Consider the following 13909-nt stretch of genomic DNA (forward strand, 5'->3'; position numbering starts at 1 on the left):
GGTGGCGCTGCGCTTACCGGGCCTGGATGCTGTTATTTATCGAACAGGTAGTGATTGACCAGGTTTTCCAGCAGCTCCTGATGGCCGCTCTGATGCTGCGGCGCAAGCTGATGCTGTTCAGCGTACTTCGCGATCTCCACAAGCGATAACTGACCTTTCAAAATTTGCTGGCCCAGCTCACTGTTCCAGCCGCTGTAGCGCTTCGCCACGCGCTTATCCAGCTCACCGTCTTCAATCATACGGGCCGCTACTTTCAGCGCCAGCGCCATGGTGTCCATCGCGCCAATATGCCCGTAGAACAGATCGTATTTGTCGGTGCTCTGGCGACGCACTTTAGCGTCGAAGTTCAGGCCGCCGGTGGTGAAACCGCCCGCTTTGATGATCTCGTACATCACCAGCGCATTCTCTTCCACGCTGTTCGGGAACTGGTCGGTATCCCAGCCCAGCTGTGGATCACCACGGTTAGCATCGACAGAGCCGAAGATGCCCAGCGCAATCGCAGAGGCAATTTCGTGATGGAACGAGTGGCCCGCCAGGGTAGCGTGGTTAGCCTCAATATTCACTTTGATCTCTTTTTCCAGACCAAACTGCTTCAGGAAGCCATACACGGTGGCGACATCATAATCATACTGATGCTTGGTTGGCTCCTGTGGTTTTGGCTCAATCAGCAGCGTGCCGCGGAAACCGATTTTGTGTTTGTGGTCCACAACCATCTGCATAAAGCGACCAATCTGCTCACGCTCCTGACGCAGGTCGGTATTCAGCAGCGTTTCATAGCCTTCACGACCGCCCCAGAGTACATAGTTCTCACCGCCCAGCTGATGCGTGGCGTTCATCGCGGTCACGACCTGGGTTGCCGCCCAGCTGAAGACTTCCGGGTCCGGGTTGGTTGCCGCACCCGCGCCATAGCGAGGATTGGTAAAGCAGTTAGCCGTACCCCAGAGCAGCTTCACGCCGCTTTGCTGCTGTTTTTCAGCCAGTACGTCGACCATCTGCGCGAAATTGTTCAGATACTCTTTCAGCGATGCCCCTTCCGGCGACACGTCCACATCGTGGAAACAGTAGTACGGCACGTTCAGCTTATGGAAGAACTCGAACGCGACGTCGGCTTTACGCTTCGCCAGCTCAATGGCCTCGCCCGGCTGTTGCCATGGACGGTCAAAAGAGCCCACGCCGAACATATCGGCACCGTTCCAGCAGAAGGTGTGCCAGTAGCAGGCGGCAAAGCGCAAGTGATCTTCCATGCGCTTACCCAGCACCAGCTCATCCGGGTTGTAGTGACGAAATGCTAAAGGATTGGTCGTTTTCGTGCCTTCGAAACGAACGCGATCGAGTTGGTCGAAATAAGCTTGCATATTGAGCTCCATAATCAGGGTATGCGGCGTGGTCTTGCTTCTGGAGTAATAGTGAATAGACATTGGAGGTTGCTCAATTACGTTATTTCACACTGCTATTGAGATAATGCGCAATTGTGCGCTGGCTCGCAAAATAATGCGCAGACAAACTATTTTTCGGCGCGCATTCCAGAATCAAATGTAATTAATAGGTTACGCTTTTTAAAATCCGATCGCGGTCATAAATTCAGAAATAAACCAAATATCGTAATGAGAAGATAAAAATCTGTAATTGCCAGCAGGCCTTTCCACGTTAAAAATTTGCTGCGTCTCAGCAGTGAACGTTTCTTTTATCTCAGCTACACATACCCCTACAAAAAGGCCTAATAATTATGAAGATAAAGAACCTGACCCTAACGCTCTGCACTACTCTCCTGCTTGCAAGCTTTGCCGGACACGCCAAAGAGGTCAAAATCGGCATGGCGATTGATGACTTACGCCTGGAGCGCTGGCAAAAAGATCGCGATATCTTTGTTAAAAAAGCGGAATCTCTCGGCGCGGAGGTGTTCGTTCAGTCCGCTAACGGCAACGAAGAGACGCAAATGTCGCAAATCGAGAATATGATCAACCGTGGCGTCGATGTGCTGGTCATTATCCCGTATAACGGCCAGGTATTAAGCAACGTGGTGAAAGAAGCGAAACAGGAAGGGATAAAAGTCCTGGCTTATGACCGCATGATTAATAATGCCGATATTGATTATTATATTTCGTTCGACAATGAAAAGGTGGGTGAATTACAGGCTAAAAGCCTGGTCGCAAAAGTGCCTCAGGGGAATTATTTCCTGATGGGCGGCTCGCCTGTGGATAACAACGCCAAACTGTTCCGCCAGGGACAAATGAAAGTGCTGAAGCCGTATATCGACGAGGGCAAAATTAAAGTCGTCGGCGACCAGTGGGCTGACGGTTGGTTACCGGAAAACGCGCTGAAAATTATGGAAAACGCGTTGACCGCAAATAACAACAAAATCGATGCGGTGGTGGCCTCTAACGATGCCACTGCGGGTGGCGCCATTCAGGCGCTGAGCGCGCAGGGCCTGGCCGGGAAAGTCGCTATTTCCGGCCAGGACGCCGACCTTGCGGGTGTAAAACGCATCATCGCGGGTACCCAGACCATGACGGTGTATAAGCCCATTACCGAGCTTGCCAATACGGCCGCCGAAATTGCCGTTGAACTGGGCAATGGCCAGCAACCTAAAGCAGACGCGACGTTAAATAACGGCCTGAAAGACGTACCTGCTCGCCTGCTTACCCCTATCGAAGTCAACAAAGAGAATATTGACGCCACCGTGGTGAAAGACGGTTTCCATAAGAAGAGTGAACTGTAATCCAGCGCAGCCCCTGCCCGGCAGGGGCGCATTGACCTGCCCTGTTCATCTGTTGGGCTATGCGGAGCAGTTATGTCTTATTTACTTGAAATGAAAAGCATCACCAAAGCCTTCGGAGCGGTGAAAGCAGTCGATAACGTAAGCCTGCGGCTGAATCCCGGCGAAGTGATGTCGCTGTGCGGCGAAAATGGCTCGGGAAAATCCACGCTGATGAAAGTGTTGTGCGGGATCTACCCGCACGGCAGCTACGAGGGCGAAATCGTTTTTGCCGGTGAGGTGCTCCAGGCCACGCACATTCGCGATACCGAACGTAAAGGCATCGCTATCATTCACCAGGAGCTGGCGCTGGTGAAGCACCTTACCGTGCTGGAAAATATCTTTCTCGGTGCCGAACTCTCACGCCACGGCGTACTGGATTACGACACCATGACGCTGCGCTGCGAAAAACTGCTGGCTCAGGTGAGCCTGGCTATCTCACCGGATACGCGCGTGGGCGACTTAGGTTTAGGCCAGCAGCAGCTGGTCGAGATCGCCAAGGCGCTGAACAAACAGGTGCGCCTGCTGATCCTCGACGAACCAACCGCCTCACTCACCGAACAGGAAACCGCCGTACTGCTCAATATCATCCGCGATCTGCAAAACCACGGTATCGCCTGCATCTATATTTCGCACAAGCTCAATGAGGTGAAAGCCATTTCCGACACCATCTGCGTCATCCGCGACGGGCAGCACATCGGCACGCGTGAAGCAGAAGGCATGAGCGAGGATGACATCATCACCATGATGGTGGGTCGCGAACTCACCGCGCTGTATCCCAACGAACCGCACACCATCGGCGAAGAGCTCCTGCGCGTGGAAAACCTGACGGCGTGGCATCCCGTTAACCGCCATATCAAGCGCGTGGATAACCTCTCCTTCTCGCTGCACCGCGGCGAAATTCTCGGCATTGCGGGTTTAGTGGGTGCGGGAAGAACCGAGGCCGTGCAGTGTCTCTTTGGCGTCTGGCCGGGGCGCTGGGAAGGCAAAATTTATATCGACGGTCAGCCGGTAAAAATCGACAACTGCCAGCAGGCTATTGCTAAGGGCATTGCCATGGTGCCAGAAGACCGCAAAAAAGACGGCATCGTGCCGGTAATGGCGGTGGGAAAAAATATCACGCTGGCGGCGCTCAGCCAGTTTTCCGGCGCGCTGAGCAGCCTGGATGATGCCGCAGAACAGCAGTGTATTCTCCAGTCGCTTGCCCGGCTCAAGGTGAAAACCTCCTCGCCGGAGCTGGCGATAGGACGCCTGAGCGGCGGCAACCAGCAGAAAGCGATTCTGGCGCGCTGCCTGCTGCTTAATCCGCGCATTTTAATTCTGGACGAACCCACCCGCGGGATCGATATCGGCGCGAAGTATGAAATCTACAAGTTGATCAACCAGCTTGTACAGCAAGGGATTGCCGTCATTGTTATCTCGTCCGAATTGCCTGAAGTGCTGGGGCTGAGCGACCGCGTGCTGGTCATGCATGAAGGGAAACTCAAAGCCAACCTGAACAACCAAAACCTGACGCAAGAGCAGGTGATGGAAGCTGCCTTAAGGAGCGAACGCCATGTCGAAAAGCAACCCGTCTGATATTAAAGTCGCTGTTCCGACGCCCGGTGCGTTCGCAGGACTTAAATCGCTGAATCTGCAAGTTTTTGTAATGATTGCCGCCATTATCGTGATCATGTTGTTCTTTACCTGGATGACCGATGGCTCCTATTTAAGCGCACGTAACGTCTCTAACCTGCTGCGTCAGACCGCCATCACCGGGATCCTGGCGGTGGGGATGGTCTTTGTGATTATCTCAGCGGAAATTGACCTGTCGGTAGGGTCGATGATGGGTCTGCTCGGCGGCGTGGCGGCAATTTTTGACGTCTGGCTAGGCTGGCCGCTGCCGCTGACGATTGCGGTCACGCTGGTGCTGGGTCTGCTGCTGGGGGCGTGGAATGGCTGGTGGGTGGCCTACCGTAAAGTCCCGTCGTTTATCGTCACCTTAGCGGGGATGCTGGCCTTCCGCGGCATTCTGATTGGGATCACCAACGGCACCACCGTCTCCCCGACCAGCGCCTCGATGTCCCAGATTGGCCAAAGCTACCTCTCTGATGGCGTCGGTTTTACGATCGGCGTGGTTGGGCTGATGGCGTTTGTCGCGTGGCAATGGCGAGGACGCATGCGTCGCCAGGCGCTGGGGCTGACCTCGCCTGCCTCAACCTCGGTTGTCGGCCGTCAGGCGCTTACTGCGGTGATTGTGCTGGGGGCCATCTGGCTGTTAAACGATTATCGCGGTGTCCCAACGCCCGTTCTGCTGCTGGCGCTGTTGCTGTTAGGTGGGATGTTTATGGCCACACGTACCGCATTCGGTCGCCGTATTTATGCCATCGGCGGCAATCTGGAAGCCGCGCGTTTATCTGGTATCAACGTAGAACGCACCAAACTCGCCGTCTTTGCCATCAACGGCCTGATGGTGGCCATCGCGGGGCTGATCCTCAGTTCGCGACTGGGGGCGGGCTCCCCGTCTGCGGGTAACATTGCCGAGCTGGACGCCATCGCCGCCTGCGTGATTGGCGGGACCAGCCTCGCCGGGGGCATTGGCAGCGTGGCGGGGGCGGTGATGGGCGCATTTATTATGGCTTCGCTGGATAACGGGATGAGTATGATGGACGTGCCGACGTTTTGGCAGTATATCGTCAAGGGTGCCATTCTTTTGCTGGCAGTCTGGATGGACTCTGCCACCAAGCGGCGCGCCTGATAACACTATCGTGACTAATTTGGGAAATGAGCCATGTTTGAAAAGCGTCACCGCATTACGTTGTTATTCAATGCCAACAAAGCCTATGACCGGCAGGTGGTTGAAGGGGTTGGCGAATATTTGCAGGCGTCGCAATCCGAATGGGATATTTTCATCGAAGAAGATTTTCGTACCCGTCTGGAGAACATCAAAGACTGGCTGGGAGATGGGGTCATCGCTGACTTTGACGACCCCGTGATTGAACAGTTGCTGAGTGGCGTCGACGTGCCTATCGTGGGCGTTGGCGGCTCTTACCATACACCGGAACATTACCCCCCCGTTCACTATATCGCCACGGATAACCATGCTCTGGTCGAGACCGCCTTCCTCCATTTAAAGGAGAAAGGCGTACATCGTTTTGCGTTTTACGGATTGCCCGCCACCAGCGGAAAGCGCTGGGCGATGGAGCGTGAATATGCCTTCTGCCAGCTGGTTGCCCAGGAGAAATATCGCGGCGTCGTTTATCAGGGGCTGGAAACCGCGCCAGAAAACTGGCAGCACGCACAAAATCGCCTGGCTGACTGGCTGCAAACGCTGCCACCCCAGACAGGGATTATCGCCGTGACGGACGCCCGCGCCCGCCACGTATTACAGGTATGCGAACATTTGCATATTCCGGTGCCTGAAAAGCTGTGCGTGATTGGTATTGATAACGAAGAGCTTACGCGCTATCTGTCGCGCGTGGCGCTCTCATCCGTGGCTCAGGGTACCCGTCAGATGGGCTATCAGGCCGCAAAGCTGCTGCACAGACTGTTAGACAACGAATCCCTGCCGCTCCAGCGTCTGCTGGTTCCGCCCGTTCGCGTGGTCGAGCGTCGCTCAACTGACTACCGCTCCTTAAACGATCCGGCCGTGATTCAGGCGATGCACTACATTCGCAATCATGCCTGCAAAGGGATTAAGGTCGATCAGGTGCTCGATTCGGTCGGCATTTCACGTTCGAATCTGGAGAAGCGGTTCAAAGAGGAAGTCGGTGAGACGATTCACGCCGTGATCCATGCGGAAAAGCTGGAGAAAGCGCGCAGTCTGCTGATCTCCACCTCGCTGTCGATCAACGAGATTTCACAGATGTGCGGCTATCCGTCGCTTCAGTATTTCTATTCGGTGTTCAGAAAAGAGTATGACACCACGCCGAAGGAGTACCGGGAACGGTACAGTGAAGTCCTGCTCTAGAAAAAAGAACGCCTTCCAGGGGAAGGCGTTTTTCATTACATATGTGCGGCAATCAGACGCTGGTTATCCTGATACATGGAGAACAGGTAATTGTTATAACGCTGTCCCTGAGTGGAATAACCTTTCAGCTTGTGGATCATCGCCGTAGCCGTTACTTCCTGATCCGCCTTACGCAGCTGAGCGCGTGACTTACGGAACGAGGAGTAGGCCGGATGGGTGTTCAGGTTCACCACATAGGCATTCACGGAATCTTTCACCGATTCAAACTGTGAATAGCCCTTCACCTTGCCGGGTGCATTAGTACAACGACCTTTTGCGCATTTCATGCCAAACAGATTGTTGTTGTTGCGCGCCAGCTTCGAGGTGCCCCAACCGCTTTCGGCGGCGGCCATTGTCGCGACCATACTGCCTGGAATAATGTCCACACGCTCTAACAGAGTGTTCCACGGCACACGACGCGTGTTCCCGCTCCACTTCACTTTATAGCGTTTGGCGATGTCTTTCAGGCGAGTGCGCTCAGACGGCGACCAGCGGCTATCGTACTGTTTGGAGATCAGCCAGTTACGATCCGCAGTAATCGCGGCATTTTGACTTTTAATGTAAGGCATTACCGTCCGGAGAAACGCTTTTTTCCTTGGTGTCCCGGAAGGGTATTTTCGCAAATCAGGAAGTGAACTACTCTTTGCACTATTGCGAGAATACTCTTGTTTACTGCTAACCTTACTGCTTGTCGTCTTTATTACGTGGGCTTTCTTACTCGTTGTATCCGCGTGCGTCTTTGCAAGCACCTCACCTGAAAATGCCATGGTGAGTAACATGAGTATCGCGGCCCCATATCGTCGAATGGGAGTCGATATCATTAGGTCTCCTGGTCGGATATAAACATTCCAACACCTTATTTTCTTCAAAAATTTGAGAGCGGAATCTCAAATCATACCAAAAATAGTCCTCAAGAGCACGTATACAAATAGTCCAATTCCGAAACTATGTCATCCGGAACATGCTCATTAAATCACCAGCACTGGAAAAATGTGCGCGATATCGCAGATAACTGCCTAATTTTGCGTGGGATCACTCATCCCTTCGCGTCCTCCTGGCAGAAAGCCTCAGAGGAGGAGTTTTTCCCCTGAGCCGAGTGGCACACTGGTCAAAAATGCCGCGACAGGAAAATGGAATGAAACGCACTGCATTAGCTGTTCTGATGTTACCCGCATTCGCGCATGCCGACTGGTCATCGCCGGGATTTAACGCGTTTAGCGCTGAAGGTACCGGCGTCTTTACCAGCCAGGCAACGCTTGCGAAGGGTACCCGCCCGCTGACGTTGAGTCTTGATAACGCGTGCTGGCAGCCGACAGGTGCCATTAAGCTCAACGAGATGCTGTCGCTCAAACCCTGCGAAGGGACCCCACCGCAGTGGCGGTTATTCCGTGACGGCGTTTATCAGATGCGTATTGATACGCGCTCGGGAACGCCGACGCTGATGTTGACGGTACAAAGTGCGGCGCCACAGCCTGTCGCAAACGTTACCCGCCAGTGCCCGAAGTGGGACGGCAAACCGCTCACGATCGATGTCGTTAACACCTTTCCGGAAGGCACGGTGGTGCGTGATTTTTACAGCAAACAGACCGCGACCGTTCAAAACGGCAAAGTAATTCTTCAGCCAGCCGCCAACAGCAATGGCCTGCTGCTGCTTGAGCGCGCCGAGACGGACAAACCCGCGCCATTCAGCTGGCAAAACGCCACCGTCTATTTCGTGCTGACCGATCGCTTCGTAAATGGCGACCCCACCAACGACAACAGCTATGGCCGCCATAAAGACGGTATGCAGGAGATTGGTACTTTCCACGGCGGCGATCTGAAAGGGCTTACCAGCAAACTGGATTACCTTCAGCAACTGGGCGTGAATGCGCTCTGGATAAGCTCACCGCTGGAGCAAATCCACGGCTGGGTTGGCGGCGGCACCAAAGGGGATTTCCCCCACTACGCCTATCACGGCTATTACACTCAGGACTGGACGAAACTCGACGCCAACATGGGCAGCGAAGATGATTTACGCCAGCTTGTCGACGACGCGCACAGGCGCGGTATCCGCGTCCTGTTTGACATTGTCATGAACCACGCGGGTTATGCGACGCTTGCAGATATGCAGGAGTATCAGTTTGGCGCGCTCTATTTGCAGGGCGATGAGCTGAAAAAAACCCTCGGCGAGCGCTGGACTGACTGGAAGCCAGGCGCCGGTCAAAGCTGGCACAGCTTCAACGATTACATCAACTTCAGTGACAAAGCCGCATGGGAAAAATGGTGGGGTAAAAAATGGATCCGTACCGATATCGGTGATTATGACAACCCGGGCTTTGACGATCTGACCATGTCGCTGGCCTTCCTGCCGGATCTGAAAACGGAATCTAAGATCCCGTCAGGTTTGCCGAACTTTTATCAACACAAGCCCGACACCAACGCGAAAGTGATGACGAATTTCACGCCGCGAGATTACCTGACCCACTGGCTCAGCCAGTGGGTACGTGACTACGGCATCGACGGCTTCCGGGTCGATACCGCTAAGCACGTTGAGCCTGAAGCCTGGCAGCAACTGAAAAACCAGGCCAGCCAGGCGCTGGCCGCGTGGAAAGCCGCCAACCCGGACAAAAAACTCGACAATGCGCCATTCTGGATGACCGGTGAATCCTGGGGCCACGGCGTGATGCAGAGCGATTATTACCGCCACGGCTTCGATGCGATGATCAACTTTGACTATCAGGAGCAGGCGGCGAAAGCGGTGGACTGTCTGGCCGATATGGATTTGACCTGGCAGCAAATGGCAGAAAAGCTGCAAAGTTTTAATGTGCTGAGCTATCTCTCCTCCCATGATACGCGTCTGTTCCGTGAAGGGGGCCAGCGCGCCGCTGAGTTACTGCTGCTGGCACCGGGAAGCGTCCAGATCTATTACGGCGATGAATCAGAGCGTCCATTCGGCCCGACGGGCTCCGATCCGCTACAGGGAACCCGTTCGGATATGAACTGGCAGGACGTCACGGGTAAACAGGCGTTAACTGTCGCCCACTGGCAGCTTCTGGGGCAGTTCCGCGCCCGTCATCCGGCGGTGGGTGAAGGCAAGCAAACAACGCTGTCAATGAAAGAGGGCTACGGCTTTGTGCGCGAGCACAAGGGCGATAAGGTGATGGTGGTGTGGGCGGGTAATCAATAGACCCCCTCATCCTAACCCTCTCCCCAGGGGGAGAGGGGATCGCACGGTGCGCTCTTTCTCCCTCGCCCCTTTGGGGAGAGGGCCGGGGTGAGGGGCATTCACCAGAACAATTCACCACACAAATACAAACCTACCACATAAAACAACAAATCCGACCACATCCGCCGATTTGCACCAACACGGTGCTGGCGTTATGGTTACTGCCTTTCATATTAAGCCCGACAGATCACCTGCTATGACGTTTTCACTATTCGGCGACAAATTTACCCGCCATTCAGGCATTACCCGCCTGATGGAGGATCTCAACGACGGGCTGCGCACCCCAGGCGCTATCATGCTTGGTGGCGGAAACCCGGCTCAAATTCCGGAGATGAACACCTACTTCCAGACGCTGCTGGCAGAGATGCTGGAAAACGGTAAAGCAACCGATGCGCTATGTAATTACGACGGCCCTCAGGGTAAAACAGAACTACTGACGCTTCTGGCGGCAATGCTGCGGGAAGCGCTGGGTTGGGATATCGAACCACAGAATATTGCACTGACAAACGGCAGTCAGAGCGCGTTTTTCTACTTATTCAATCTGTTCGCCGGACGCCGCGCCGACGGCACCACGAAAAAAGTGCTGTTCCCGCTGGCACCGGAGTATATCGGCTATGCCGATGCTGGCCTCGAAGAAGACCTGTTTGTTTCCGCACGTCCGAATATCGAGTTGCTGCCAGAGGGCCAGTTCAAATACCACGTCGATTTTGAACATCTGCATATCGGTGAAGAGACGGGCATGATCTGCGTATCACGTCCCACCAACCCGACGGGCAACGTGATCACCGACGACGAGCTGATGAAGCTGGATGCGCTGGCGAATCAGCACGGCATCCCGCTGGTGATCGATAACGCCTATGGCGTACCGTTCCCGGGGATCATCTTCAGCGAAGCGCGTCCGCTGTGGAACCCGAATATCATCCTCTGCATGAGCCTCTCCAAGCTGGGCCTGCCGGGCAGCCGCTGCGGCATTATCATTGCTAACGAGAAAATCATCACCGCCATTACCAACATGAACGGCATTATCAGCCTTTCCCCTGGCGGCATCGGCCCGGCGATGATGTGCGAGATGATCAGGCGTAACGACCTGCTGCGCCTGTCGAATGAGGTGATCAAGCCGTTTTACTCTCAGCGCGTTCAGGAAACCATCGCCATCCTTCGCCGCTACTTACCGGAAGAACGCTGCCTGATCCATAAACCGGAAGGGGCAATTTTTCTGTGGCTGTGGTTTAAGGATCTGCCCATTACGACAGAGCTGCTTTATCAGCGTCTGAAAAAACGTGGCGTACTGATGGTGCCAGGGGATTACTTCTTCCCGGGGCTGGATAAGCCGTGGCCGCACACGCACCAGTGCATGCGCATGAACTACGTCCCGGATCCGGAAAAAATCGAAGCGGGTGTGAAAATTCTCGCCGAAGAGATTGAGAACGCCTGCCGCGAGGCCGGTTAATAAAACCTCAGGCCAGATTACGCAGCCGTTCCGCGCGTAATCTGGCGGGGTCTATGCAGCGCAGCGCGTGGGTGGGACAGGCTTCGACGCAGGCGGGACCGCCCTCGCGATGCGCGCACAAATCACATTTCAGCGCCTGAACGCGATCTTCCACGACCCGAACCTGCATTGCCCCGAACGGGCACGCCACCATACAGCTTTTGCAGCCGATACAGCGAGCCTGCTCAACGAGCCAGGCTCCCGCAGCACGGTGAATGGCCCCCGTCGGGCAGACATTCGCGCAGGGCGCATCTTCACACTGGTGGCAGCCCACGGCCGTGGTGAAGGTACCCCCCTTAACCACGCGGATCCGTGACGTAAGCGCTTCTGGCGTGGCGCTGCTTTGATGCGACATCATGCACGCCACCTCACAGGTGCGGCACCCGATACATTTTTCTGGATCCGTCAGAATAAATCGGTTCATCAGTTACGCCTCGCGCACGTTAAACCCCAGTTCTTTCGAGATAGCTTCCGCCGTGTCACGCAGCGGTTTTAGCAAGTTTTTCTCACCCACCTGCTTCATGCGCGACGTCGACAGCGAAATGGAGATGGCATAGGGCACGCGCCCGTGAATATCAAAGACCGGCACGGCGATACATGACACCCCCAGCTCGTTCTCTTCTTTATCCATCGCCATACTGTGATCGCGAATTTCCGCCAGCTCATCATACATCGCGCTCAGTTCGGTGATGGTGTTGCGGGTCAAAGGTTGGATCTGTTCCTGGTGGCTTTCCCAGTAGCTCGCCACGTAATCCTGATGACCAAACGCCATATAGATTTTGCCCATCGCAGAACAATAGAGCGGCATATGCTGGCCGATATATGCGCGCGTGCGCAGCATACCGGTTGTCGGCTCAAGCTTATAAATCAGGATCGCGTGATCATCTTCACGGCTGGAGAAGTTGACCGTTTCGCCGGTGGCAATGTTCAGCGCCTCGAGGTGCGGCGCCGCCACGTGAATAATATTGAGCGATGAAAGCGCCTTTTGCCCGACGGCGATAAATTTAGTGGTCAGACGATAGCTCCCTGCCGCCGGCGCCGGCGTCACGTACCCGCACGACTGCAACCCCTGCAATAACCGGTGCACGGTGCTTTTATTCAGCCCCGCCAGTTCTGATAAATGCGCAAGCGGACACCCGTTCGGATAGTTACTGAGGATTTCAATCAGCATCAGGCCGCGAAACAAGCTCTGGCTACCTGCTGGCCTCTCTTTTTCTTGCGTCATTTCGCTCTCTTTTATGCTCATCAAATGGCTCCTGTTTATCGCGCCCTGATGGTAGCGCAAAGTGTGGTTTAGTTCACGATCTCAACAGAAAAAACACAACCATTTGATTTTAATCGATTTTGAAAAACGTGAATGTCGTTGATCTGACAAAATTTGATCGTTATATTTGAAATCAGATTTCGTATAGTGAAATTTAGCGATAAAAAAGCACTCGCACTTGCCCCTAAAAAAACAGGAGAACAGGGATGAAAGTGACCTTCGAAGAGTTGAAAGCGGCGTTCAATCGGGTTCTGCTCGATCGCGGTGTAAAAGCGGATACCGCAGACGCCTGCGCCGAGATGTTCGCCCGCACCACGGAGTCCGGCGTTTATTCACACGGCGTCAACCGCTTCCCGCGATTTATTCAGCAGCTTGACGCAGGCGACATCATCCCTGACGCCCAGCCGAAACGCGTAACGACATTAGGTGCCATCGAACAGTGGGATGCCCAGCGTTCCATCGGCAACCTGACGGCGAAGAAGATGATGGACCGTGCTACCGAGCTGGCGTCCGATCACGGTATCGGCCTGGTGGCGCTGCGTAACGCTAACCACTGGATGCGTGGCGGCAGCTACGGCTGGCAGGCGGCGGAGAAAGGCTATATCGGCATCTGCTGGACTAACTCTATTGCCGTGATGCCCGCGTGGGGATCAAAAGAATGCTGCATCGGCACAAACCCGCTGATCGTCGCTATCCCGTCGAATCCAATCACCATGGTCGATATGTCGATGTCGATGTTCTCCTACGGCATGCTGGAGGTAAATCGCCTGGCCGGACGCGAATTACCGGTAGACGGCGGCTTTGACGATGAAGGCAATCTGACCAGAGAGCCGGGCGTGATTGAGAAAAACCGTCGCATTCTGCCCATGGGCTACTGGAAAGGTTCCGGCTTATCGATTGTGCTCGACATGATCGCCACCCTGCTCTCTGACGGCGCGTCCGTCGCGGAAGTGACCCAGGACAACAGCGACGAATACGGCGTATCGCAGATCTTTATCGCCATCGAAGTGGATCGCCTGATCGACGGTCCAACCCGCGATGCCAAACTACAGCGCATCATGGACTTCATCACCACCGCAGAACGCGCTGATGAAAACGTCGCCGTCCGTCTGCCAGGCCATGAGTTCACACGCCTGCTGGAGGAGAATCGCCGCAACGGCATCACGGTTGACGACAGCGTGTGGGCGAAAATCCAGTCTCTGTAAGGA

The 13909-nt window shown here is 54.7% G+C and carries 11 protein-coding genes; 7 read left to right on the top strand and 4 right to left on the bottom strand.

Annotated elements, in window-relative coordinates:
- Positions 1-32 precede the first annotated feature (32 nt).
- Positions 33-1355 carry a xylose isomerase gene (xylA, locus tag ACOTWU_RS21620; protein ID WP_220719769.1) on the bottom strand — a complete coding sequence of 441 codons (1323 nt, stop codon included), beginning with the start codon at positions 1353-1355 and terminating at the stop codon, positions 33-35.
- A 371-nt stretch (positions 1356-1726) separates the two neighbouring features.
- Between xylA and xylF the strand changes: the two genes are divergently transcribed.
- From xylF to xylR, 4 genes are all read left to right on the top strand, one after another.
- A complete protein-coding gene (xylF, locus tag ACOTWU_RS21625) occupies positions 1727-2719 on the top strand; it encodes a D-xylose ABC transporter substrate-binding protein (protein WP_006808602.1) in 993 nt (330 codons plus the stop codon).
- Between the two features lie 72 nt (positions 2720-2791).
- Positions 2792-4333: a xylose ABC transporter ATP-binding protein gene (locus ACOTWU_RS21630; RefSeq protein WP_015572746.1), complete on the top strand. Its 1542-nt coding sequence runs from the start codon at positions 2792-2794 to the stop codon at positions 4331-4333.
- Positions 4311-5492, top strand: coding sequence for a xylose ABC transporter permease XylH (gene xylH / locus ACOTWU_RS21635; RefSeq protein WP_017693799.1), 1182 nt, complete (start codon positions 4311-4313; stop codon positions 5490-5492). The genes ACOTWU_RS21630 and xylH overlap by 23 nt, the downstream gene beginning before the upstream one ends.
- A 33-nt stretch (positions 5493-5525) precedes the next feature.
- Complete coding sequence (xylR, locus tag ACOTWU_RS21640) at positions 5526-6704, top strand: D-xylose utilization transcriptional activator XylR (protein WP_003860152.1); 1179 nt, start codon at positions 5526-5528, stop codon at positions 6702-6704.
- A 35-nt stretch (positions 6705-6739) separates the two neighbouring features.
- Here the strand turns inward: xylR and ACOTWU_RS21645 are convergent, their stop codons facing one another.
- Positions 6740-7564 (bottom strand): protein bax, encoded by an 825-nt coding sequence (locus tag ACOTWU_RS21645; RefSeq protein WP_023295596.1) that lies wholly within the window; start codon positions 7562-7564, stop codon positions 6740-6742.
- A gap of 314 nt (positions 7565-7878) precedes the next feature.
- Here ACOTWU_RS21645 and ACOTWU_RS21650 point away from each other — a divergent pair, with 314 nt between their 5' ends.
- Together ACOTWU_RS21650 and avtA are read left to right on the top strand one after the other, a co-directional pair.
- Entirely contained in the window at positions 7879-9909 is a 2031-nt protein-coding gene (locus ACOTWU_RS21650) for an alpha-amylase (protein WP_015572748.1), read from the top strand.
- Between the two features lie 235 nt (positions 9910-10144).
- On the top strand, positions 10145-11398 hold the full coding sequence (gene avtA, locus ACOTWU_RS21655) for a valine--pyruvate transaminase (protein ID WP_252049385.1): 1254 nt from the start codon (positions 10145-10147) through the stop codon (positions 11396-11398).
- A 7-nt stretch (positions 11399-11405) separates the two neighbouring features.
- Here the strand turns inward: avtA and ACOTWU_RS21660 are convergent, their stop codons facing one another.
- Both ACOTWU_RS21660 and yiaJ read right to left on the bottom strand, forming a co-directional pair.
- Complete coding sequence (locus ACOTWU_RS21660) at positions 11406-11861, bottom strand: 4Fe-4S dicluster domain-containing protein (protein WP_023295598.1); 456 nt, start codon at positions 11859-11861, stop codon at positions 11406-11408.
- Positions 11862-11864: 3 nt separating this feature from the next.
- Complete coding sequence (gene yiaJ, locus ACOTWU_RS21665) at positions 11865-12683, bottom strand: IclR family transcriptional regulator YiaJ (protein ID WP_015572751.1); 819 nt, start codon at positions 12681-12683, stop codon at positions 11865-11867.
- 224 nt (positions 12684-12907) lie between these two features.
- On the opposite strand from yiaJ, the gene yiaK reads away from it, so the two are divergent.
- Positions 12908-13906 carry a 3-dehydro-L-gulonate 2-dehydrogenase gene (gene yiaK, locus ACOTWU_RS21670; RefSeq protein ID WP_015572752.1) on the top strand — a complete coding sequence of 333 codons (999 nt, stop codon included), beginning with the start codon at positions 12908-12910 and terminating at the stop codon, positions 13904-13906.
- Positions 13907-13909: the final 3 nt, after the last annotated feature.

Source organism: Enterobacter cloacae complex sp. GYL001, assembly GCF_049237125.1.
Lineage (GTDB): Bacteria > Pseudomonadota > Gammaproteobacteria > Enterobacterales > Enterobacteriaceae > Enterobacter > Enterobacter hormaechei_C.